Source organism: Lysinibacillus sp. NPDC097214 (genome assembly GCF_050277945.1).
GTDB classification, from domain to species: domain Bacteria; phylum Bacillota; class Bacilli; order Bacillales_A; family Planococcaceae; genus Lysinibacillus; species Lysinibacillus xylanilyticus_B.
This window is the reverse complement of the sequence record NZ_JBNNSS010000005.1, coordinates 213,055-237,893: the sequence shown is the minus strand read 5'-3', so window position 1 is coordinate 237,893 and position 24,839 is coordinate 213,055. Positions and strand designations below refer to the sequence as shown.

The 24,839-nt window shown below is 35.0% G+C and carries 21 protein-coding genes and 1 pseudogene; 6 read left to right on the top strand and 16 right to left on the bottom strand.

All coding sequences use genetic code 11. The features are described from left to right. The first annotated feature begins 86 nt into the window (after window positions 1–86). Window positions 87–1,391, top strand: a complete 1,305-nt coding sequence (locus ACQKMI_RS13690) for an alpha/beta hydrolase family protein (RefSeq protein WP_427489731.1) — start codon at window positions 87–89, stop codon at window positions 1,389–1,391. A gap of 473 nt (window positions 1,392–1,864) precedes the next feature. Next, window positions 1,865–2,128 carry a gamma-type small acid-soluble spore protein gene (locus ACQKMI_RS13685; RefSeq protein ID WP_427489729.1) on the top strand — a complete coding sequence of 88 codons (264 nt, stop codon included), beginning with the start codon at window positions 1,865–1,867 and terminating at the stop codon, window positions 2,126–2,128. Window positions 2,129–2,543: 415 nt separating this feature from the next. Here ACQKMI_RS13685 and ACQKMI_RS13680 read toward each other — a convergent pair whose 3' ends face one another. The 4 genes from ACQKMI_RS13680 to ACQKMI_RS13665 all read right to left on the bottom strand — a co-directional run bounded on the left by ACQKMI_RS13680 (window position 2,544) and on the right by ACQKMI_RS13665 (window position 6,891). Continuing rightward, window positions 2,544–4,496, bottom strand: a complete 1,953-nt coding sequence (locus ACQKMI_RS13680) for an LTA synthase family protein (protein WP_427489727.1) — start codon at window positions 4,494–4,496, stop codon at window positions 2,544–2,546. 703 nt (window positions 4,497–5,199) lie between these two features. Continuing rightward, on the bottom strand, window positions 5,200–5,328 hold the full coding sequence (locus tag ACQKMI_RS13675) for a hypothetical protein (protein ID WP_427489725.1): 129 nt from the start codon (window positions 5,326–5,328) through the stop codon (window positions 5,200–5,202). Window positions 5,329–5,459: 131 nt separating this feature from the next. Further along, window positions 5,460–6,077 (bottom strand): class I SAM-dependent methyltransferase, encoded by a 618-nt coding sequence (locus tag ACQKMI_RS13670; protein WP_427489723.1) that lies wholly within the window; start codon window positions 6,075–6,077, stop codon window positions 5,460–5,462. A gap of 73 nt (window positions 6,078–6,150) precedes the next feature. After that, complete coding sequence (locus ACQKMI_RS13665) at window positions 6,151–6,891, bottom strand: alpha/beta hydrolase (protein WP_427489721.1); 741 nt, start codon at window positions 6,889–6,891, stop codon at window positions 6,151–6,153. A 293-nt stretch (window positions 6,892–7,184) separates the two neighbouring features. On the opposite strand from ACQKMI_RS13665, the gene ACQKMI_RS13660 reads away from it, so the two are divergent. Beyond that, complete coding sequence (locus ACQKMI_RS13660) at window positions 7,185–7,832, top strand: pentapeptide repeat-containing protein (RefSeq protein ID WP_427489719.1); 648 nt, start codon at window positions 7,185–7,187, stop codon at window positions 7,830–7,832. 468 nt (window positions 7,833–8,300) lie between these two features. Then, a complete protein-coding gene (locus ACQKMI_RS13655; RefSeq protein ID WP_427489717.1) occupies window positions 8,301–8,609 on the top strand; it encodes a phosphoglycolate phosphatase in 309 nt (102 codons plus the stop codon). A gap of 477 nt (window positions 8,610–9,086) precedes the next feature. On the opposite strand, the gene ACQKMI_RS13650 is transcribed toward ACQKMI_RS13655, so the two are convergent. From ACQKMI_RS13650 to ACQKMI_RS13615, 8 genes and pseudogenes are all read right to left on the bottom strand, one after another. Continuing rightward, complete coding sequence (locus ACQKMI_RS13650; protein ID WP_427490115.1) at window positions 9,087–10,274, bottom strand: PepSY-associated TM helix domain-containing protein; 1,188 nt, start codon at window positions 10,272–10,274, stop codon at window positions 9,087–9,089. Window positions 10,275–11,057: 783 nt separating this feature from the next. Further along, window positions 11,058–11,288 (bottom strand): hypothetical protein, encoded by a 231-nt coding sequence (locus tag ACQKMI_RS13645; RefSeq protein WP_427489715.1) that lies wholly within the window; start codon window positions 11,286–11,288, stop codon window positions 11,058–11,060. A 250-nt stretch (window positions 11,289–11,538) separates the two neighbouring features. After that, window positions 11,539–12,569 (bottom strand): annotated as a pseudogene (locus ACQKMI_RS13640) (IS1595 family transposase). Window positions 12,570–12,808: 239 nt separating this feature from the next. Beyond that, on the bottom strand, window positions 12,809–14,077 hold the full coding sequence (locus ACQKMI_RS13635; protein ID WP_427489713.1) for an MFS transporter: 1,269 nt from the start codon (window positions 14,075–14,077) through the stop codon (window positions 12,809–12,811). Window positions 14,078–14,241: 164 nt separating this feature from the next. Further along, window positions 14,242–15,042 (bottom strand): copper amine oxidase N-terminal domain-containing protein, encoded by an 801-nt coding sequence (locus ACQKMI_RS13630; protein ID WP_427489712.1) that lies wholly within the window; start codon window positions 15,040–15,042, stop codon window positions 14,242–14,244. 213 nt (window positions 15,043–15,255) lie between these two features. Further along, complete coding sequence (locus tag ACQKMI_RS13625) at window positions 15,256–16,443, bottom strand: MFS transporter (protein ID WP_427489710.1); 1,188 nt, start codon at window positions 16,441–16,443, stop codon at window positions 15,256–15,258. Window positions 16,444–16,645: 202 nt separating this feature from the next. Further along, window positions 16,646–16,801, bottom strand: coding sequence for a hypothetical protein (locus tag ACQKMI_RS13620; protein ID WP_427489708.1), 156 nt, complete (start codon window positions 16,799–16,801; stop codon window positions 16,646–16,648). A 344-nt stretch (window positions 16,802–17,145) separates the two neighbouring features. Beyond that, window positions 17,146–18,093 (bottom strand): bile acid:sodium symporter family protein, encoded by a 948-nt coding sequence (locus ACQKMI_RS13615; RefSeq protein WP_427489706.1) that lies wholly within the window; start codon window positions 18,091–18,093, stop codon window positions 17,146–17,148. 194 nt (window positions 18,094–18,287) lie between these two features. On the opposite strand from ACQKMI_RS13615, the gene ACQKMI_RS13610 reads away from it, so the two are divergent. Further along, window positions 18,288–19,313: an S-layer homology domain-containing protein gene (locus tag ACQKMI_RS13610; RefSeq protein ID WP_427489704.1), complete on the top strand. Its 1,026-nt coding sequence runs from the start codon at window positions 18,288–18,290 to the stop codon at window positions 19,311–19,313. Between the two features lie 189 nt (window positions 19,314–19,502). On the opposite strand, the gene ACQKMI_RS13605 is transcribed toward ACQKMI_RS13610, so the two are convergent. The 3 genes from ACQKMI_RS13605 to ACQKMI_RS13595 form a co-directional block, all read right to left on the bottom strand. Beyond that, window positions 19,503–20,501, bottom strand: a complete 999-nt coding sequence (locus ACQKMI_RS13605) for an HAAS signaling domain-containing protein (RefSeq protein ID WP_427489702.1) — start codon at window positions 20,499–20,501, stop codon at window positions 19,503–19,505. Then, entirely contained in the window at window positions 20,488–20,835 is a 348-nt protein-coding gene (locus ACQKMI_RS13600) for a PadR family transcriptional regulator (protein WP_323646698.1), read from the bottom strand. The genes ACQKMI_RS13605 and ACQKMI_RS13600 overlap by 14 nt, the downstream gene beginning before the upstream one ends. A 261-nt stretch (window positions 20,836–21,096) precedes the next feature. Beyond that, window positions 21,097–21,987 (bottom strand): LysR family transcriptional regulator, encoded by an 891-nt coding sequence (locus ACQKMI_RS13595; protein ID WP_427489700.1) that lies wholly within the window; start codon window positions 21,985–21,987, stop codon window positions 21,097–21,099. Between the two features lie 113 nt (window positions 21,988–22,100). On the opposite strand from ACQKMI_RS13595, the gene ACQKMI_RS13590 reads away from it, so the two are divergent. Beyond that, the gene (locus ACQKMI_RS13590) at window positions 22,101–22,658 is read left to right on the top strand and encodes a flavodoxin family protein (RefSeq protein WP_427489698.1); all 558 of its coding nucleotides are present in this window, start codon (window positions 22,101–22,103) and stop codon (window positions 22,656–22,658) included. 338 nt (window positions 22,659–22,996) lie between these two features. On the opposite strand, the gene ade is transcribed toward ACQKMI_RS13590, so the two are convergent. Beyond that, window positions 22,997–24,748, bottom strand: a complete 1,752-nt coding sequence (gene ade, locus ACQKMI_RS13585; protein ID WP_427489696.1) for an adenine deaminase — start codon at window positions 24,746–24,748, stop codon at window positions 22,997–22,999. Between the last annotated feature and the right edge of the window lie 91 nt (window positions 24,749–24,839).

Genomic DNA, 24,839 nt, shown 5'->3' with positions numbered 1-24,839 from the left:
CTTACCGTTTTTCCATATACAACCTTCCATCCGTTTAATATGATGATTTCATAAAAAAATTTTACAAATGAGGTGGAGTAACGACTATGGGAATTTTACTTTTATTAATGGCTTTGATTTTAGAGACTGCTTTTGCCATCTACTGCATAGTAACTAAGCAAAACCATAAAAAAATGAAGAATTGGATTAGAATTGCTGTATTTATGGTATTTGTAATACTTACTGTTTCATCGGTGATTGTCTGGAGTTTCCGCTGGGTAATGCTTGCTATACTACTTTTCTTATTAGCCATAAATGGGATAGTATCTCTTATCCTTAACAAAACAACTATCAAACCATACAAAACTTCTAGCATTGTGTGGAGGTCCATTATGATGATATTGACATTTTTATTTGTACCTTCACCTGTCATTATTTTTCCACAGCACCCATCACCAAAAGTGACAGGAGAATATGAAGTCGCAACCGCTACTGACACATATCTGGACAAGAATCGTATTGAGGAATTTACTGACACGGGGGACAACAGATTTGTTAATGTAGAATTTTGGTATCCCAAAAACGCAGACGGAACATACCCACTATTGGTGTTCTCACATGGGGCATATGGTATCAAGACAAGCAACAGATCTACCTATACTGAGCTGGCAAGCCACGGTTATGTAGTCGTTTCAATCGATCATCCCTATCACTCTTTCTATACTCGTTCAGAGGATGGAACAGTCGCTATGATCAATTCAGATTTTAGCCATGAATTCGAAAACAATATGAATAAAGGCGTTTACTCGAATGAAGAACGGTACAATATCATTCAAAAATGGATGAAACTGCGAACAGACGATATGAATTTTGTCATTGATACGATCCTTAAAAAGTCGAAAAATGATAATAACTCCCTTTATCAACATATCGATACAAAGAAAATTGGTGTATTTGGGCACTCAATGGGCGGTGCTGCAAGTGTGTGGCTAGGCAGAGAGCGTAATGATATAAGTGCAGTTGTAAATATTGATGCGCCATTCTTTAGTGAGCTTGTTTATAAGAAAGAAATGGATGATTTTGTAGCTAGCAGCAAAGACTTTACGCCCCCGCTTCTTAACATTTATTCTGACGATGTATGGGGACAGCTTGAAAACAACTCCATTTATATAGCGAACAAACCTACTAATGAACACTTCAAAGATGCATATACTACTCATTTTAAAGGGGCAAAACATTTAAGCTTAACCGATTTACCGCTTTTCTCTCCAATACTGGCAAATATGCTACAAGGAGGAAAAGCTGATATTGATCAATCTTACTGTATTGAAACTGAAAATGAACTAATTCTTAAATTTTTTGACTTTGAATTAAAAGGAGTCGGCCATTTCGCTCCCGAAGAGACGTATTGAGCAAAGTTTCTGCCGTATCTTGCACTTGTCATCGTTATTTAGTATACGGCGATCACACCCTATCAACCCCGGTTTATTGCTGGGGTTTTTTAACTGTTCTACTAATCCAATGTTGAAATATTTTAATGGTTATCAAATGAAACAAGTTGTTTTATTTTTTCCTTTTATGATTTTATTATTAGTTGTTAGTATGTGTGAGAACCTTTTAATAATCGTAAAGACACCTAAATTTGGTGCCTGTTGTCCTTTTAGGATTCATTATCTAGGCTATTCCAATGAACATAAGGTTTAATGAGGTTTCAAATTGTTTATTAGTTTGTTGTAGCGTGTGACGATGCTGCGGCTTTTTCTTTTACTCAATAAATGACTTTCTTAATACAGTTAATGTCAGCTGGTATTAACTCTGCCTTAGGATTATTTTTTTCGAATAATAAAGCATCTTCTGTACAGACTACTTTCAGGAGGTGAAATCCATGAATAACAACAACCAAAACTTTAACCAAAAAACCCCTAATGCAAACGAAGAATTCGGGACTGAGACTGATGTTCAACAAATTAGACAACAAATCCAACAAGCAGAAGCTAACAAAATACAAGCTTCTGGTGCAATGCACTCGATGAACGAAGAATTCGCAAATGAGCTTGATATTCATCAAATTAAACAACAAATCCAGCAAGCAGAAGCTAACAAAAACCTAGCTTCTGGTCGATTTGCAAACAAAAACAGTACAAAATAAGTTGATGATCATCATCCCAAACCGGCAATCTTTTTTCTGCCGGTTTTTTCTATTTTACTCATCAGTCCCTATATCTACCCGAAGAATAATAATTTTCCCACTAACTTTAATATGGTTATAATAATTCTTATCATGAGTAGTATCATCAATACCTAATCGTAATGATCTCGCCGAAATTAGGGTTGAAGAAAGCTTGTCAAAACCTAAAAAAGCGCGAGAAATCAATTTTAGAAACATTAATCTCTCTCGCTCTTCTGATGTGAAATTTCCCAATTTCGCTTTAAAAATATACTTGTCCCATCATTTAAATAACATATAAAAAGGCAATTCAAGATAACGCGTAAGATATCATAAAGCAATCTAAACTCTTTGATATCAAACACATCTTCTTGAACTGCCCAGCAAATTGCAACAATTAATTAGATTCTACATCCGCATCTTTGGAGTAATTATACTTAGAACGATCAACTGGCGTATAACCTGTTGGCGTATAGAATCTCAATAAGTCACCATTCACGACTTTATCAGATAATTGCAATTTAAGATCTACTTTATCTTTGATAGTTTTCGCAAACTCTACTTGACTATCATCTAGTAGTAAACCTGTTTTATTATCGTAAAATTTCCCGTTAATTGAATAAATCGTAGGACTGACAAAATCACTATTTCTAAATGGTACAATCTCATCATGCTCTTTTGATAATAAGTCTGATCCAAATTGAACAAATTTTTGCGTATCAATCCCTAGTAAATGTAATAGCGTTGGAAGAAGGTCTGTTTGGCCACCATAAGTATGGTTAGTTCCACCTTGCATTCCAGGAACATGTATAAATAATGGTACACGTTGCAAATTAGCACTTTCATATGGTGTAATTTCTTTTCCAATGACTTGTTCCATCGCATCATTATGATTATCTGAAATACCGTAATGGTCACCATAAAGAACAATCATCGTATTATCATATAAGCCTGATTCTTTTAATTGGTCGAATACTTGTTTGATTGCTTCATCTGCATAACGTGCTGTTTGGAAATAATTGTCTACACTTGCATCTCCAGTATCAGCTTTATTAATTGTTACTAAGCTTTGATCCATTTTATATGGGAAGTGGTTCCCTACCGTAATTAATTTCGTATAAAAAGGTTGTGGTAACGAACTTAGCATACTTTCAGATTGTTTAAAGAATGGTTTATCTAACAAACCATATTCAGCCATGTTTTCTGAAGAACCCGCGTCATAATAACTAGCATCAAAGAAGTGCTCAAATCCAAATGATTTATAAATCTCATTTCGATTCCAGAAGCTTCCGTTGTTACCATGGAATACAGCAGATGTATAACCATAATCTTTTAAAATGCTAGGAGCTGCTTGGTACGTATTTTGTGCTTTTGTAATATAAGCAGATCCTTGTGGTAACCCAAACAATGAATTTTCGAGCATAAATTCTGCATCGGAAGTTTTACCTTGACCTGTTTGATGGAAGAAATTATCAAAATACATTGTATTCTTATCTTTTGCTAATGAATTTAAAAATGGTGTAACTTCTTCACCGTTTAATTTATAGTTGATCAAAAAGTTTTGGAATGATTCTAAATGTAAATAGACGACGTTCATTCCTTTTGCTGCACCAAAATATTCTGCATTAGGTTTGGCGTAGTTAGATTTTGTATAGTTCATCACTTCTGTAATATCACTACTATCCGCCAAAGCTCTCTGTGAAGATGCTTTCATCGTTTCTACTGAATCATAAATCGTATAGTTATACATTCCTAGATATTTCACAATATAGTTTCTATCAAAACCTCGAGATAATAGTTGCGGACGATCAGCTTCAGCTAGTCCTAAATTTAGGATTGATATTGCTAATGCAAAAGTAATGATTGCCGTTGCTTTTTTATATCCAAAACGATTGGTATCTTTTTGTATTTTGCTAGAGAATCGTAGATAAAACATTACAAATACATCCACAAAGAACAAGAGATCATAAGGCTTTAGTAAAGAAAGAACACTGCCACCTAAATCCCCGAAGTTCTGCGTTTGGGTAACTGTAGGTAATGTAATGAAATCACTAAAAAATCGGTAATAAACAATATTTGCATATAAAAGAATAGACATCAGCGTGTAAACTACAACTAGTGATGTATATTTTCTCTTTCCTCTAAATAAAAATGAAACTCCTAGGAATAGCATTGCGGAACCTAGTGGATTTATTAGTAAAAGGAAGTGTTGAAGGATTCCTTCTACGCCTAGTTTAAATTGTGCTGTTTGAGCGATGTATGTTTTCATCCATAACATTAAAACAGCTAATAAATATATCCCTAAAAAATTGTTTAATAGGTTATCTTTTTTACTTATTAAATTTTTCATTTTTGCACCTCTTTTACTTACTTAAATTAAAATCTAGATGTATATTAACTTATAACTTAGATTATCAATAGTTCATTTTAAAAAATGTTACTTCACAATAGTTTTTTTCACAGCTAATGTAGCTTACTCCCCATTTAGACTTCTGTCAAGTTATAAAATAGTTAGTACATTTCTTCCTATTATCGGAAACATCTTTTATAAAAATCCCCCGCATATGTTCGTTTTTCAACTAACATTTACGGGGTATTTTAAACCATAGTAATACCTCATTGTTTATTGAATTGGTTTTCCTACTTATATATATAGCATTCATGTATTTTTCGTTTTACTTTTCTTTTACCTGTGTTAAGTTACGGGTCACTTTAGGCCGAGTGACCTTTTATAGATTTTCTCAACAATAGCAATTCTAAAACACAATTTTAGTTTTAACAATTAATTTTGGTGACATGTACCTTATAATTTTGTAAGTTTTAATGCAATAAATTTAACAAGTGCTACTGAACATTAAAGGTTAAATAAATCCAGGCGTAAATCCTTAGATAATAAATCCATTAATGGTAAAAACACCATTCTCTCGATTCTGTCGTCAATCCCAACGTATTTTTACAGGCAGATGTAGAAAAGCGTTCCTGTTATTACAGGAACGCTTTTCTAATCTCCCCTTATAAAATTCCCACTTTAAAATTATCTCCCACCACTAACATTAATAATTTCTCCGAGAATATAAAGCATCGAAAGAAAGGAATGCAATTATCTCTGCTATTTCTATAGGTGTTGTAGCGGCTGCACCTTCAATCATTTTTGCAATTTCTAATGAATCAGGACGCAACATAATAAAAAGGATCTGACCTGCTAAGATAAATGCAGTTGCTGATAAGAAAAATGGCCTCGAAAGCGCAGGCACACCCTAAACGATTACCTGTTTTCCGTGTTGTTTGAAACTGCAAATTTTAAGTCCATTCTTTACCGATGTCCCTTTTTTGAATCAAGAATAAACATAGACGCATCTTGTCCCATGAATATTTTATTCCCTGTATAAAAAGTTTTGAATTGAATATCCCTATATCCTATTTTAGTCATAGTGGCGGCTAGCTCTTCTGGATTAAAACCGTTATGAACAATATCTGAAACTATTTTTTCATTTTTAATAAAATCTACGATTAGTAAATGTCCTCCTTCATTTAGAACATCAAATAATCTTGATAAAACTAATTCAACATCATAAATGTGGAGTAGAACCTGAGCCATAAAAATATAGTCGGCTTGTACATGTATATCCGATAAACTTTCCTTTTCAATATCAAAGCATAATGTATCTACATTTTGAATATTAAAATCAGTTATCTTCTGATTCATTTGATTAACCATGTTTTGTGATGTATCCAGAAAAAGTATAGAATTAAACTCGTTTAACATGTTCATACCGACCAGACCTGTTCCACACCCAAAATCAATAGCATTCTTACTTTTAGTGTCCATTAAATAATTACTGATAGCATCTGATGATACCTTTGCAATTTGGATTCTTTCAGGAGTGTCATATTTATTTGCTATCATTTCAAACTTTTCGGTATTTCCCATTATTATCTCTCCAATCAACCTCAATACTAAAAAAATTTGACCTTAATTAAGTTTAGTTAATTTTTCATTAAAATTACCAAGTTAAATCATTTAAAAATGTAAGAATATCTTTGTTCACATCGTTTATGTCCGTGCCTATTGTCATTAAATGTTTAGAGTTCGGATACCCCTTTATTGTTTTTTGATTCGTTGCAACGCTTTGAAAAATTACCTCTGCACTCTCTTTATACAATGGTTCATCTAATTTACCATATAATATACGAATTGGTGAGGTTAAAAGTGCTAATTTATTCATCGTTGTATTAATTAGCTGTTGGAACTCAACTAATGAATCGATAGGCATAGTTTGAAGACGTTTCATTTCTATATTTATTTGTTCTTCATTTTTCCCTTCAAGTTGTTTGTAACCTTTTGCATAATGAAAGACACGTTTTTGTAGAAAAGTAGCTTCCCTATTTATTGGCACTGACATTGTCACAACACCATTTATCTCCAACTCTTGACTAACTTTTAATGCAAACACACCACCAAGCGAAATGCCAATCACAGCTATTTTTTCAAAACCTTCATCCTTCAACAACTGGTAACCGTTTAGAACATCTTGCCACCAATCTGATGGTCTAAATGTGAGAAGTTCTTCTGCTGTTAAACCATGTCCACTGTATAATGGTGCATAGCAAGAATAATTGTTCTTTTGCAAATACTTCCCTAACTTTTTCATATCAATAGTATTGCTTGTAAAAGAATGTAATAGTAAAACGGCCTTCTCTCCACCTTTATAGAAAAAAGGCTTGGGGGGTACTATTTTCATCATTATTTTAAATACCTCACTTACATCGAATTTTTACAATTCCTTTAAAGTATAACATCCATTCGTTATTGGACTAAACTGCTGCTCCGTTCGTATTATAAGGTCAGCCAGATATTTCTGGTTGACCATTTTTGGAAATGTATAAAATCATTTTTTAAAAATACTAATAAATTTATCTTTTCAAACAATCATTTTGCACACACTTTTCCAAAAAAATATAGTCTTATATAATTAATGCTTTTTATTTAAACTTATTTATTAATAGTAAATAACTGCATTTGAAAGGCTGTGCTATTGTGGCAAAAGGTTTCAAAATTGAATGTCCAAAATTACCATCACATTTAGAAAAAGCGAATTTTCAAGATATTTTTTATGAAGAAGAACCATATTTATCAAACTGCATGATCTCTAACACCGTAATTGATGAAGAGTTTGTCGAAAGACTCGTTTTATCAAAAGTTATTTTTAAAAATGTGAGATTCATAAATGTTACTTTTAGAAAAATTGATTTGACTGATGTGATTTTTGAAAACTGTGATTTATCTAATTCCAGCTTCAGTGAAGGCTTAATACATCGAGTTAAATTTGAAAACTGTAAATTATTAGGATTAGATTTTTTAGGAGCTAATTTCGGAAATGTTTCTTTTGAAAATTGTATTGCAAATTTATGCGACTTTTCAGAAACTCGTTTAAAACAAGTAATATTCGATCATTCCACTTTACAAGGTGCGAACTATTTTGAATGCTCATTTAATAAGGTGATATTTTCTCAAAGTGATATTAATGATGTTGATTTTTCTCAAACGTCACTAAAAGGAATTGATATAAGCACATGTAAATTTGAAAGACTTAATGTTACCTTGGAAAGCTTGAAAGGCTGTGAAGTATCCTCGGAACAAGCGGTTGGATTTGCTTCATTGTTAGGATTAATCGTTAAAACTTAAAACTGATGTAAATCGAATTTTTATCAGTTTTATTTAAAAAATATTTTTTGTCTTAACGAACAAGTCATTCGAAGGGCATAAACCAATTCTTAGCTGTAGCGTAAAACGATGCTACGGCTTTTTTATTTTTAAATCTATTTTCTCAGGCTATGAACTATACAAACAACGTTATCACGACATATTAATAGTAATGTAAAGCTAATTTAGCCTTACACCTCCGAATTTTGTTACTGAGGGTCACTCCTATCCCAAGTGACCCTTTTTATAGTTTCTTTCCTCAAAGTGTTCAGGAACACTTGTTTTTATTTGTTGAAACTAAAACTTACAAAATATAAGTTTCATGTCACCAAAATTTAATTGTTAAAACTAAATTGTGTTTTAGAATTACTATTGTTGGAGAACAATAAGAAAACATGATTTGAGGAAGAATTTTTATGAATGACAAACTAATTAAATATTTATCTATTTTTGGGCACTACAATTATTGCTTTAGCTCTAGCCGCTTTTTTCCTTATCGACCAAGGTATGCCTAAGGAATTTAGTGAAGAAGCCTGGTCTAATACGAAAGAAAAAGCCATACAAGCTACCGTTGAGCATTTAAAAAACGAAAACAATATCGATGTTACAATAAACGAAGTTAGTTCTTTAGGTGAATATGCAATACATGAAGTATATTTGGAAGGTCATGTTATTGGTAATGAGAATAAGAAAATCTCTGCTATTGTAGATACTTCGGAGGAAAATTATCAAGTAAAATTTGTTGATATGAACGCCTAATAATAATTCACTTTTATAGAACCATTTGAACAGTTAACTTAATTGTTAGCTGTTCTTTTATTGCACTATTCGACTGATCCTCACAATGGTCAGTAACAATCAATAGCCATTTTATAAAATGAAATAAAAATCTTCTGCTCTGGGACTTTTAGGCAGTTCTTACGTGTATATGATAATCGAAATACACAAAAGGCTTAGGAATCCCCCCAAGCCTTTCGATTTTTCTATTATTGTGTAACGATTAATTTGAAATCGTCTCAAGATTGTAAAATCAATCCTTATTTCAATCTATCGAATTAGCTATCTCTAACAATATATCCGCTGCCTTATCAGATACTCTTTTATCAAGACTTTCTTACCATAAGGGAAGAAATATAGCAGTAAAGCTAAATTCACCAAATGAAAGACCTTGTTATTCGACTTACTGAAATAAAGTTAAACAGATCAACAATTATTCATCAAAGCGTCGCCTTGTCTTTATGCTACGGCTCTCGAGTCGATTTTCTGTTTCCGTTTATTCTTGTTCTTTCTCTTATACCACCACATATAGACACCAGTGAACATTAGTATAGATGGAGTAAGACCACCGATAGCATACAAAATTTTAGTAAATAAACCACCAAAACTACCGGTATGTAATGGAAGGTGCCATGTTTGATACATAAGCCCACTATTAATGCGTGGATCTAGCTTGCCCACTACTTTTCCGCTATACTGATCTAACCATACTTTTACATTTCCATTCCCTGGATCGAATGAACCGCTGAGACGAAATTCCACTGCGCCTTCTGGAGCCTTTTCGGGTATTCTAACTTGCATAAGTGTCCCCTGCGGTACTGCTTTTTCAGCCCTATTTATCAATTCATCCAGTGGAAGCTTACCACTGGAAAGTGGTTTTGAGATAAGCTGCTCTTCTGGAGGCATCACCTTTGCTTTTGCACCAAACCAACCAAAAATCATGTCATCATATGCAAAAAGTGCTCCTGTTAACGAGACAACCAATAAAAATGGAATGGAAACCCCACCAATGACTTTATGAAGATCAAATTGTCGTACATAAGGATTGGCATTACGTCTTAAAATAAACCCACGTGTCCATTTTTTAATCCCCGGCCACCATAAATATAATCCTGATAATGTAATAAAAAAGAACATAAATCCAATCGTACCGATGATTTTCTCACCATTGAAATCTTTTAACAGTAGCTTTTCGTGAAACTCTGTTATTAGATTTAAAAATGCTTTATCCCCTAATGTTCCATTTATGTATCCTGTTCCTGGATCGACAAATATGTTTTGTTGCTCTTCTCCTTCTTTAAGGCGGAATAGATAAACGCCTCGAGCGTTAGGTTCACTTGGAGTGTATACACGGTCGATTTGACCTTTTGGATATGATTCTGATACAACCTGCAAGGCTTCTTGGTACGTAACTTTTTTTCCTTCTGTTACTTTATACAAATTAGGATGCAGCATGCTGTTTAGTTCAGGTTCAAAGACAAGCAAACTTCCTGTTAAGCCAATCAGTACTATAAAAACCCCTGCTAGCATACTAAGCCATAAATGAATTTTTGAGATGATTCTACGTGTTTTAATATAAATGCCTTCTTTCCAAAAGTAGTATGAATTTGTGAACGTAATCAATAATATAAAGAGAATGATTATCATTGTCAATTAAAATTATTATAACTATTAAAAACATGCTATTATATTTATCATCCTTCACATTTAATAGTTATAAATGTTCAAACAATTAATTATCGAATTATTAAATTAGTAAAATTGTATCATTATATGCATTTCATTAGGTTGGATATGCTTAGTAACAAAAATCGTTCTCCAACTAGCACACACGTAATGATGTTTTAATCGTACTGTTCAAAATGCTGTCCCACATTATATAATAAAAAGCCATACCCGATTGGATATGCCCTTTAATTATTAACGGCGAACTCATTCACTTACTATTTGATCTGCCACTCCGATATCTTTCGCGATTTCAATCATAGATTCATTTCCATTTAAGTATCGCTGGACTGCTTGACGTTGTTCAGCATTTACTTTTGTCATAGGCTCTGTTAAATTTAACTGTTGTTATTTAAACATAAATAGAGTATCTATTTTGTTGAGGCTCCTCATTTCGAATTATCATAAACAGATATGCTTTTACAATAGTAAGGAATATACACTATTTCAGATAGTGAACACGCTAAGGAAGCATAAATACTGCTTCATCAACGGTTTATGAGATTTGTATAAAATATTACATAACGAATGTTCAGAAGAAAAACCGTGAAATGCTATAAAATCAGCGTTTCACGGTTTTTAATGTGTGTCCAAACTTTCATTTGGGAAAGTTTATTGAATTTATAATGTATATAGTATTTATTATTCAAGAATAGACATTACAGTAATACTATCAGTTTTTTTAAGTACATTTGAAGCCAACAGTTATCCGAAGTAATTCTGAAAACACCTACCCACAAGAAACATACTCACTATCCCCCAAGCAGCGGCACTCAATATCCACCAAATTACTGATTTAGATTTTGATGAATTCCCCTCGTCTTCCGGATTTGTTTTTATAAAAACAACCTTACTTTCCATACCTTTTTTCATAGAAATGAGAACGACAAATCCAATTATTATGAAACCAATAGTTATCCAAAGTAATAGGTCCACTCTTACACCCCCTTTGCCTAAATGAATTTTACCGCAATTTATTATAGTAATTAGATTCAACATAGATAACAAAAAACCTTCGATTCTAGTATGTTTTAGTATATAAAATACCCTGTGAAAATAATAATTAATCCGGATTAAAATGCTGAAAATTAAAGTTACCAAAGCGTCGTTTGGAAACTTTATTGTTTAACGTTGTAAATCCGCAAAAATTTGACAGAACTCTATTTTGATGTAGTTACCCTAATAGTCAAATAAAATTGAATTTCGATAACCGTAAACTTCGATAAGTTTCGGTCATTTCAAAAACAAAGGATGTCAAAAGAAATTCTTTGATATTGTGTTTTGTGCTTTCGTTGCTATGGCTATCTACAAATAAGAACCAAGCTAGGTAATTATCAAGGTATTTAGACGCGACACCATTAAACCGATTTATCCAATGTTTTAAACGCGAATGGAGTCCATTTACATTTTGGATATGATATAAACCTTTGATAACGTGTTTTCCATCGTCTGATTTAATGCGATAGTGTTCTATTCCTTTTTCACTTGCATACGTTTTATAGGCTCTCCAAGCGGCTGTTACAAGTACATTATTAGGTGTTAGTTTAGACCCAATCATACCGTCAACTTTGGTTTTCACAACACGACCCATACAGGCTACTTTTGAAACAGTTGCTTTTGTTCGGTCTCTAGCGACTAGAACACAGACTTGTTCCTTGCTAATCCCTCTTAGTGTTGATTTACCGCCTCGCTTACGTGGTTTACGTTCGCTAATGCCACGTTGTCCTTTTTGAGAATACAAAAAATAAGTCTCGTCAACTTCAACGATTCCATCAAATTGCTCAAAATCCATTTGTTTAAGAGCTGATAATAACTTGCGTCTCCAATAAAATAACGTAACCCAAGTAACGCCCACAATTTCTGCTGATTTACTAAGGAATACCCTTTAAACATACATTCAACAAAAGTAATCCATTCATTACCTTTTCGAGTGCGGTAAAGAATTGTATTTGTAGTATCCATAAACGTTTTACGACAAGCCTTGCAGCGATATCGTTGACGACCATTAACTTTACCGAATCGATTAATGTGTTCTGAAGTGCAATGAGGGCATTCAAAACCTTCTTTATAACGTACTTCCCGCATTTCATCGATTAAGCGACCATCAACAGTTGAGGAAGGTTCAACATAGCGTTTCACCCATTGAAAAACTCGTTCTTTATCTGTATGCGATAATTTATCGATATGTTTTAATAAATTGCTAAACGCTTTACTCATCTTCGAACCCTCCAAATAAGAACATTCGTTCTTATTATAACCACTTTTTTTGAAGGTAATCAATTTTCAACATTCACCTTTAACAGAGCCTTGTCATAAAAAAACCCCCGTAAAAGTTAGATTGATGTCTAACTTTTACGGGGCAGTTCATATTTGCCTAACCAGTTTTTTAGATTTATTTAATTTATGAACTTCTCAAAAATTGTTTAGTAACCAATGTTACGTAACTTATACCATTCTCAAGCTCTTCTTGACCAAATAACAACTGGAATAAGAATTAAGGATAATAGACCTCCAGCTAAAGATAATACCGCATAACTTGCATTAGCTACTACCATGCCTGAGAGTGCACCACCAGAAGCACCTGCTAGTGCAACTAAAACATCTATTTTCCCTTGCGTTTTTGCACGTGTAGAAGGCTCTGTCGAATCTACTATTTGAGCAGTTCCACTTATTAAGCCAAAGTTCCACCCTAATCCAAGTAAAGAAAGTGCAATAACTAATAGAACCATGGAATCGCTCGGTGCGAATGCCGCTAATAAACCAGCAAATAACAAAGTCACTCCGGAAGCAATACTCATGGCAGTCCGTCCGATTTTATCTACAAGAATACCTGTTATGAGCGACGGAAGATACATAGAAGCTACATGGAATCCTATAACAAGTCCAACCTCCGATAAACCATGGCCATGATGTTTCATATGTATGGGTGTCATTGTCATAATAGCAACCATTACAATTTGCGTAAGTACCATCACCGTTGCACCGACTGTAAGACCTCTTTTATTTAGAGCTTTTTTATTGAAGGATTCTGTCTTATTTCCATGCTCATTTTCTTGTTTGTGCGCTTCTAGCATGGTTGCAATTTCTAATGGATCAGGACGCAACATAATAAAAAGGACCAGACCTGCTAAAGTATATGCTGTTGCTGATAAGATAAAAGGACCCGCAAGCGCCGGTACACCAATAGAAACAGCAAATTCACCCATAAAATCTACTAAATTTGGCCCTGCCACAGCCCCGAATGTTGTCATCATCATTGTTGTACTGATAGCCGTTGCACGTTGTTTATTATTGGCTAAATCTGTCCCTGCATAGCGGGCTTGTAAATTTGTTGCAGTTCCTGCGCCATAGATTACTAGAGACGCAAATAATAAAATGACACTATTTATCATGGCAGCAATCACTACACCAATTGCACCGAGTCCTCCGACAATAAAACCTGTCGATAAACCTGTACGACGCCCATAACGTTGTGATAGTTTTCCTACAATTAAAGCTGCACCCGCCGACCCTAAAGTTAATAAAGCGGACGGTATCCCTGCATAAGCATCCGTTCCTAGCATTTGTTGAGCTAAGAGAGCCCCTACCGTAATACCTGCTGCAAGCCCTGCCCCCCCAAAAACTTGTGAGAGACTAACAACGATTAGCACTCGCTTATATAAGCTTTTTAGCTTTTCGGGTGAGTCTATATAAGTCTCTATGGGATCTTGTGTTTTTCCAAACATCTTTCAAAACCTTCTTTCTACTTATCATAATGTTTAACCAGTTTATCATCCCATTATTAGACAATCACTTTTTATTTATCATATAAAAAGTAGATTTACACCAATATTTATGGCGTAAATCTACTTTTTCATGCCCTCGTACTAAAGTGAGATGGATTTTTAACTTAATTTGCTTTTCTTCCTACAGCTATAATATAGGCGGGATCACGAATACCTATCTTTTTAGTAACCCAAAAGGATTGACCTATTTTAATTTCAGGTATCTCCTTATTTCCAGGTCTTGTATATGAGTCTACTGAAAAACCGCCTGTATTGAATTGAACTAATGGCTGAATATCTGTTTTACCTTGTGGCACAGTTTTGCCTGTCATATTTTGTGCCTTGATGCTAATACTAGAATTCTGGACTTTAAACGCACTCAGGTGGAAAGCATCAGCAAGATAACCAGACGTAAAGTCATTACCAGCAAAACTTTCAAATGGTTCTCCTACTACAACGCGCTTATCTGTTATATGGAGCAAATTCACATCATTCCTCCATTTGTACTCGATATCTGTATAATCTAAAAATAAACGAAGTGGTAAAAACATTGCTCCATTTTTTAACACAGGAACCGTATCCATCGTTATTTCCTTTTGATTAACATAGGCTGCTTTGGCATTACTTGTTAACTTAAAGGTCTGGTTTAAAAGTTTAACAGTAGCGGTTTTTGTTTGATGGGTATAAGAAACCTCACCACCCATTAAATCCTGTATAGAACGCAGAGGTACTAACAGGCGTCCTTGCTGATCAAGAAACGGCTCACTTGGTCGTGTATAGAGAATAAAATATTTATCCATTTTTAAATAAATCGGTGTTTCTTTAGCTGACAAAGATGAAGCATCAGCCTTAAAACCTAATGGAGCAACTATTAACAAAATCAATGCTATTAAAGATGATAGTATTAATTTAAATTTAGTATGCACTTTACACCTCTTCTATTTATAAATTGACGTATAACCTGAAGATCTCTTTATTTAAGTATTTATTGTACCATGATATGGTTCATTTTTCCATTCACTATAATCAGGATAAATGGACTAAGGATAATAGTTATCCGAATCATACTTTGATATATGGACCCATTACCCAATCTTGACTTAAAGATTGAGAATACAGATTTGACAGTTCCTTATTATTTAATGCGCATGCATCACAACATTCTTCTTCTTCGAATATAGTAAAAAAGTGATGGTTAAGCTCAGGCTAATTATACCAAAAACCAGTCCCAATCCACTTAAACCAACTAAATCTAGCATCATGCCTGTTGACAATAAGACGATTTGGAAGATGACAGAGTCAATCATATTTCGGAATGAGAAAAATCGGCCATGAAATTCTTTTGGCACTTGTTTTTGAAAAATCACCATTGTCGTTGGGAAAAAACAGCCTACTGAAAAACCGAAAACGCCAAAAGCCACTAATGCAAAAAATTTAATATCTGATAATAGTAGCATGAGCTCCATCGAACCGATGATAAATGCTAAAGTAAAGAGGAGTGTCCCAATTTTCACCCGTTCCGTAATCAATTTCAAACCAGCTGCACCAAGCATGAAACCAATGCCCTCAACTGTATACAATAATCCTGATATTGTCGTTGAATGATGAATCTCAGAAATTTTCATAATAACTAAATTAAAGGAACCTAAAAATAATGTTGGAATTAACATTAAGACAAGTGTCATTAAAACAACTGGGTGCTCTTTCACCATCGGTAACACTTCTTTAAAGTCGCCCTTTTCCTTAGATGTTAACGAGTGATTAGCCATTTCATCTAATTGTAGGAAGCTCGTAATAACAAACATCATGATATAGACAATAAATGAAATGATGTACAACCATTTCAACTCAAAGAAACTAAGCATGAATCCTGCTGCGGCCGTACCAATAATCCTTGAAATCGTACGGGCATTCATTTGCCAAGCATTTAGTGTGATTAAATCATGATCCTTAACAATCATTGGAATAATAGATTGTAGAGCAGGCATATAAAAGGCGGCCGCTATTTGCAACGTTATTAAAAAAAGAATCATCCAAACAACAGAATTTGTATAAAGTGCCATAAACATAAATAAAACACTTATAATTCTCCCTACACTAGCCCACTGTATAACTGTTTTTTTCTGCGAGTTGTCAATAATACGTCCTGCTAACGGACCAACTATTAAACCCGCCAATATACCGCAAGAAATAATTAATGATTTGTGAAAGTCAGAGGGAACGACCTCTTGCATAAAAGCTAGATTCCCGATAATCCCAGCCCATAAGCCAAGACCTACAACAAATTCACCCAATAAAATAATCCATACGTTTCGATTATGCCACATGCTGTATCTCCTTGTAGTTTCAATTACTAATTATTACATGGTAACAAAATTACAAATATTCGTACATAGTCGTTTTTCAAAAGTAAGAACCATGAAAAAAAACATCGTTTGATTCCAGTATCAAACGATGTTCAGCTTTGTTTGAATAAAGCTGGTGGTATTATTAATCGAAAGACCTGCCTAACAATATTCTATAATCATTTTATATTAATTTTCTAAGAAGGCGCCGCCAGCCTATCCAGAAAATAATAATCAACATACCCGCTCCAACAGACTCGGTCAGTTTCCACAAAAGTATAAGAATCAGCAGAATAATTAACGGAAGAATCGTTAGCTTCAAATCATCTAATTCTTTCATTCGCGCACTCTTCTTTCTTATGAGACATAATTAGCATTCATAATACTTTCGCAAGCACAACTGATATTTACTTTCAAATTTATATTTTTGTAAAATTGTAAAATAAAATATCTCCCCCATCCTACATACTAAATAACGATGGATACTGCTTATCTTCATCATATTCTGAAGGCAGCATAATGGAAACATATTTTGCTATTTTCATTTGATGATATTACATCACATTTTTTGTGCCTCTCCTTCTTTTGATAAAAGCTTCACCACAATTGATGTGGCGTTTTAATAACAATCGATAGCATCAACCTAAAAAGATTATTCACTTCCACCAAAGAATGCGAGCATATTTAACCTTTCGCAACTTTCAGCTGATACTGCTCCACTATTCGGCTAAAGAACGAGGCTAGAACTTGCTGAAATAGCATACCAAACACTACTGGCATGACCGTTTTTGAAGGAAAGTATGTAGTCGCTATCACTACACCTACAGCAATATTGCGCATCCCTCCTGTAAAAACGAACATTGTAATAATACTTATATCTTTCCATAGAATATGACCGAGTACTAAACATAGCGCATACCCTGATACAGCTAGAACAAATACGACTATAATAACACCGACAAGCTCCAAGCTAAAATGTTTAATATAAGGGGCGATTGCACTACTATTAATCATCACAATACTAAACAAGCTTAGTTTCGAAAAAGGGGCTAATTTCTTTCCTAGTGTCATCACAATATTACCTTTAGTCAACTCGTTTAACGATACACCTACAAGTGAAGGTACAACAATCATCCAAAGTAAATCTAGCATTAGACTTGCAGTATCAATTTCGATTGTTTGCCCCACAACAATATGTAGTAAAGCAGGAATAACCACGGGTGATATAAGTGTGTCGATTAAAATAATCGCAAGACACAATGGAAGATGTCCCCTACAAATACTTACCCAAATAAAACTCGTTACTCCAGTTGGCACAGCGACTGCTAAAACAAAGCCAATCGTTAGTAAATGATCGTGAAAGATAACGGTTGATACAAAATAAGCCCACATTGGCATCATCAGATGTAAAAATACGAGGGCTATTACTATAACCTTTGAATATTTTCGAAGATTTTTTATCCCTTCAAAATTCATATTTAAACTACCTGCAAATGTCATAAAAGCAAAAAGCCACGGTATTAAAAATAGAAGCTGATGCCCTACATTCCCTAACAATACTCCAATCACTAAACTTAGGGGTGTTAAAATAGGCATCCATTTTTGAAGATATTTATTGAAACTATTCAACATCTCTGTTTATTCCTTCTTTCCTAAAAGAATCCCCTATAGGATTTCTCTATCTTCCTTTCTACTAAAATCAATTATGCCGACGCATAATTGCGTTTGGACACCCGCTGAAAGACGTTAAACTAGAAAAATTTGCAGTTTTTATCCATATCCTTCAAACTATTAACAGTACTAGAAAGAAAGGATGACAGAGACAAATGAAAAAATTAGTGTACGCTTTATTGCTTCCCATTCTTGTTGTGGCAAGTGGATACACTGTGCAAGCTGCTGGTTTTAAAGATGTGCCAGAAGATCACTATGCGTATGAAGCCATCATGTGGGCAGAGGAATATGATATCGTTAATGGCTATGCAGATGGTACATTTAAGCCCAATGCAACAATTACGGAGCAACAATTCGCAAAACTGCTTGCTAATTTTTACGAGCTCGAATCACCTTATGATGAGCTAAAAAAACAAACCCCTCCAGCAAACTGGTCTGATGAATTTTACAATCGTCTTGCAAGCTATGGTGTTCCATTAAACGGCTATTTCGATAACACTATTCGAGCAGCTAATGTGAAGCGCGGGGTTGTGGCACAGGCTATTACACATTTAGCTAATGGTAAAAGTGGATTAGATCAATCCATACAGTTTCTACTCGATTATTACATTTCCACTGGTCAAAACTTACAGTATGAAAACCGTAATTTACAGAAATTTTTTGGCGTGTCAAACAATATGACACGAGCTCAAGTCGTTACAATGCTCTACCGTATGGATGAAAGAAATTTTTATGAAATTTCAGAGGACGCACAAAAAATTCACGAAAATACGAGTAATGCTTCATTAAATACACGAGCGAAAAATGGCCAAAATCAGCTAGATAAAACAATGCAGCTGACAATACCTTCTACTAGTGCTTGGAATGGCACCTATTCGTATTACTATAAATGGGGTACAGGCTCAACTGATTTTAATCGCCGTGATGCCTATATTTCAAACGCAACAAGCAAAAGCTTTACTATTTTCATTACTGCCAATGATGGGACAGCTGCAGGGAGTGTAGACGGGACAGCGACGATTACGTCTAACGCAAAGGCCGTGATGAATAAATCCTCAAACGGCAATCGTTGTGTATTAGAATTTGAACGCCTTAATAATGCGCTTAAAATTACCGAGGTAGATTGTCGTAAAGAGCATGATGAAGGAACGAATTTTTCTGGGACTTTAAAGAAACAATAAATCCCCCCTAGGTCCAACCGGAAACTTGAAACTTAAATAGGTACACCCCTAAGGATCTTTATAAATCACCATAATACTCTTCAATAGTGAAAAGAACTAAAAAGTGCGAAATGGATTAAAAATTCATTCGCACTTTTTTGAACTTACGTCTTTGCCTTTCACCACTATGATTCTCTTCTTCCTTTCGGATTAACGAATGTTAGCTTTATGGAAGCCATCAAATACACTGTATGCCGCAGCTATCATAAAGATGGAAATTCCACCACCAACTATCCACGTTTTAAATTCAGTAGCAGTAGTAGCAAATAAATCCGACATATATATAATAAAATCTTGGCTTAGTAAATTAGGATTAAATAGGATTACAATAAATACAATAGTGCCAATTAACTGTAGGGCAGTATTGCATATTGCCATTCTTTTCGTCCATTGCTGCTTTATTAATTTATAAAGGGATAATGCTATTTCTAAGGCTATTACAATAACAACGATAGGCCAATATCGAAGCAAAACTTCTTGATTGAAAGTTGGGGTCACAAATACAAGTCCATCTCTCCCTCCTTCATATACACCTACAAGATGATTCGCATAAAAGTAAAACGTTGCCCAAATCGCAGTCCACATTAAACTTAAAAATACTTCGTACTTTGAAATTGCCTTTTTCTTAGGAATATCAGGTTTATTTTTTAAATCATCAGGCGTCCATTCTTTAAGGCGTGCTGTTAACGGCTGCCCACCTCTTCCTTTATCTGTTCTTTCTAATACAGCAAACATAAGTGTTAGCCAAAAGAATACTTGTATCCCTACTTCAATGATTCTCTGAATTCCTTCAGTCATAAGGTTCAAACCAATATTTAAAACCGCTTGTTCCCCACTATATCCAATAAGATATTCGGTAGTCATCGCGATGAACGAAATGACAGCTGCAATCGGTAAAATCATTTTAAGTAAAGTCACATATACATCAAAATAGCGTGGACCAATTAAGTACATTGGCCAATCTCGATAATTACTTGCCAATGCCACTGGACTCCCTAATTTTTCTAGAACCACTTTTACATCTTCTGCACTATAATTATCAGGCAGCATATCCTCTATGTTTGACCGTAACTCTAGTATAATATCCTCACGGTTTTTTTCAGGAAGCCTTTGAGCAACTTCTCGAATATAAACCTCAATTAAATTCATCGTCTTCCTCCCCTTTCAATAAGTTATACAGCTCTTTCGAATTCTCTATCCAATCTTTTTTTAACTGCAGAAATATTTCCAGTCCATATTCACTTAAAACATAATACTTACGGGGTCTACTCTCAGATGTATCCCAACTACTCGACACCAACTCCTGTTTCTCTAATCTACGAAGTAATGGATATAAGGTACTTTGATCTATAGAAACACCTAACCCTTCCAATAATGATACAAGTGAATATCCATACTGGGGCGTTCGTAATTGACTTAAAACCGCCAATGTCAACGTTCCTCTCCTAAGCTCTGTAGTTAACGAATTCAATAAATTACTCATTCACCCACCTCATTTTTTTACTATATGTCATACAGTATTTACTCTATACTATGCGCCACACACTATTGTTGTGACGAAATCAAATGAAATTCTGAATTATTATTAAAAAAGAAAATTAATAATCTACACAAAAAGTTGAAATAAAAAGAAACCACAAATTTGATATGTCAAAAATGTGGTTCCCTCTTTATAAATTCAAATGGTGCTGTTTATTTCAGTGGCAAGCACCTTTTTATCATTAGTCCGTGTATAACAATGCTCTTAAAACTTCTTATACATCTTCATGGCAATCTCAATAAAATCAGCGAGATACGGAGATATATGTTTGTCCTTATGCCAAGCGATATCCGTAAAAATATCTGCTAAATTCGTTGATGTAGTCAGTTCTTGTAAACTTTGGTTTTTTAGCTCCTTCTCCACCACCATTTTGGGTAAAAATGTAATACCTAAGCCTGCCATCACACATTGCTTAATGGCTTCAATACTTGCAAATTCAATCATTTGTATTGGTAGTGCACCTTCTTGCTGAAGCTGTACTTCCAATTGATTACGGTAGGAGCAACCGCTTTCCGTCAAAAGCATCGTTTCATTTGAAAGTTGCTGTAAAGAAAATACAGCTCTCTCCTCGTTGCTATCAGTAGGTGCACTGACAAAAACTAATTGCTCTTGAATAAGCCGCTCACGATGTAACATAGGTGTTTCCTTATAGGCATCTGTAATAAATGCTATATCGAGATTGCCCGACTGTAATAAATCTTTCGCTATTTCTGTTGTATGTACCGGTTTAAAAATGATTTTGACTTGTGGATGGGATTTCTGAAATTGTTGTAAAACACTTGGCAGACGGTACACACATTGACTTTCCTGTGCACCTATTTTTAACACCGCTTGTGTTTGTTCATTTAATACAGCTTTTTTCATCTCCACATTTAGATCTAGCATTTTTTGGGCATACTGTTGTAATTGCTGCCCCCCTTCCGTAAGGCTAATGCGTTTTCCAAGCCGCTCAAAAAGGACTACGCCAAGCTCTTCTTCAAGCGATTTAATTTGTGCTGTAATACTCGACTGAGCATAATCTAGTAGCTGTGCTGTCTGCGTAAAACTTAACGTTTCTGAAGCTGTTAAAAACGTTTGCAACTGTTTAATATCCATCTTTTTCACCCCTAAATCGTTTTTTTCGATACATTCCATCGAAACATTCAGCTTTATCGATAATAATGATAAGTTTACACTAGTTATAACCTGAGGGACAGAGGAGGATTTTCATGAACATTACCACATTTATTGGTAGCTCTAGAGCCGATAGTAATAGTGAACAATTGGCTGATTATGTATTAGAAGGCTTACATCATAAAAAAATAGATCTAAAAAATTTAACAATTGAACCCATTCATGATTTGCGTCATGATGACAATGGCTTTCAGTATGTAGATGATGATTATGATCAAATTATCGATGCATTTTTAACAAGTGATATCGTTATTTTTGCTACACCGATCTATTGGTACAGCATGTCAGGAATAATGAAGAACATGGTAGATCGACTAAGTCAAGCTATTCGAGACGAGCGTTTTCCACAGCTACAAGAAAAACTACAAACTACCGAGGCCATTGTTCTTGCTGTCGGTGGTGATGCCCCATTTATAAAGGGTCTACCAATGATTCAGCAATTCCAGTATATCTTTGATTTCTTAAAGATGCCTTTCTCGTCGTACATTATTGGAGAAGCAAACAAACCTGGTGAAATTAGTCACGATGAACAAGCACTGATGCAGGCATCTATACTAAATAAGCAGTTAAAAGCACGTATCTATCCCATATAAAAAAGCGACCTGAAAGCAGCTGTGCTTTTAGGTCGTTTCATTATGTTGAAACAAAATAATCGAAGAAATCTTGGTGAGAATTGTGACACCTTAAATAAGGGAGTTTCCGTTCGGCTACCCGCCATAATCAATCAGAACAACTAATATTGTGTCGGTGATTGTACATCTGTTGTCGCTGAAGCTACGTTACCACGTTGCTTCCGCACAAAAAACATTTACTGGCCCTACGCCCCCAGGAAAGCGTTCAGCCGGAACGGAAAACACCCCCTCGTTTTGCAGAAGGGTCATACTTTTATTTAATTGGACACCTTAATTTCATCACATAAAGTTTTTCATTGTTAGACTTCAGCTTCCACCGGTATATGTTGAAAAGTTGTAACATCAAATAGCCCTGTATCTGTTAGCTTTAATGCAGGAATAACAGGTAATGCGACAAATGAAAACGTCAATAAAAAATGGAAATTTAATGTTGGATTGAGCTCGTGTAAGGCGTGATGCAGACTTGCTAATTGCTTCTTAGCCTCATCAGCTGGCGCGTCAGTCATTAAGCCTCCAATTGTTAATGGCAATTCCGCTAAAATTTCACCATCAGCTACGATGACAAAACCACCTTGAATTTCTTGAATGCGTGACAATGCAAGTAACATATCTTCATCATTCGTACCTACTACTAATGCATTATGTGAATCGTGAGCTACAGTAGTGGCCACTGCACCTTTTCGTAACCCAAAGCCCTTCACAATACCAAGACCAGTCGTATGCAAATTGTGATGACGCTCAATAACAGCTAGCTTTAGTAAATCCTGTTCAACTGACGGTACAAATACACCATCCTTCACAGGCACATCTATTACTAGATGGTTCGTAATAAGTTGATTTGGTATAATTTCCATTACATTCGCCTTCGTACTTTTTTGGAACGGAATGCTGAGCATGTCCTTCGTTACTTGCGGTAAATGTACAGAGCGATGGATATGTGCAGGCACATTAGATTCGGTACGATTCGTTAACATCGCACCGTTTTCTGCAACTTTTTCACCATTTTTCCAAACTGCTTTTGCACGCATATTGTCTATGTTTTCGATTAGTACAAAATCAGCCTTATAGCCGGGTGCTAAAACGCCTCGATCATATAAACGATAACACTCAGCTGTATTTACAGTTGCAAGCTGAATGGCCAGTAGTGGCTCCATCCCTTCCTCAATGGCCATAGCCACATCAAAGTTAATGCTCCCCTCATCCATAAGCTCGTCAACGTATTTATCATCGGTACAAAAGCCAAAACGGCGAGCGTTTGTCGCATTGACAGCAGGCAATAAATCACGTAAATTTTTTGCGGCAGAGCCTTCCCGAATTAGCACATACATCCCATGCTCTACTCGATCAGTAGCCTCCTGTGCGGTTACACATTCATGATCTGTATGGATACCAGCAGCACGATAGCCCGTAATTTGATGACTATTTAAGCCCGCACAATGCCCGTCTACAACTAAATTAGCCTGTTGTGAAAGGATAATCTTCTCAAGCATGCCCGCTTCTCCATTTAAAACAGCAGGAAAATCCATGACCTCCGCTAAGCCTCGTACATCTTCGTGCTTTAAAAACGGCTCTAAATCAGCAGCTGTCAACGTTGCTCCTGCATTTTCAAAATGAGTGCCCGGAACACTAGATGGTAGCATAACAAAAATATCCATATCTGCTTCTTTCGCATCGTCTAGCATAAACTGAATGCCCTCTGCGCCTGCAACATTTGCAATTTCATGAGGATCTGTAATAACTGTTGTGATGCCATGTGGAATCAGTATACGGCTAAATTCTGCAGGTGTTAGCATCGATGACTCAATATGTATATGTCCATCAATGAGACCAGGTACAACATATTTCCCTGCCGCATCCTCCTCTTTTTTAGCTTTAAATCTATTCATTGTATCAAGCGCCACAATTTGCCCATTGTTAACGACTATATCTGCTTTTTTCCACGTCAGTGTAAATACATCTGCAATTTGTGCATTACGTAAAATAAAATCCGCCTCAATTTTTCCTTGCGATGTTAAAATATTTTGTGCGAGCTGCTGTAGTTTGTTTATCATTCTTTGCACCCCTTTTTTTCTTTAAGAATTATCATGCATGAACACTCGACTATATTCAAGTAACGATATTTTTTAGAAAAAATTATTTTCG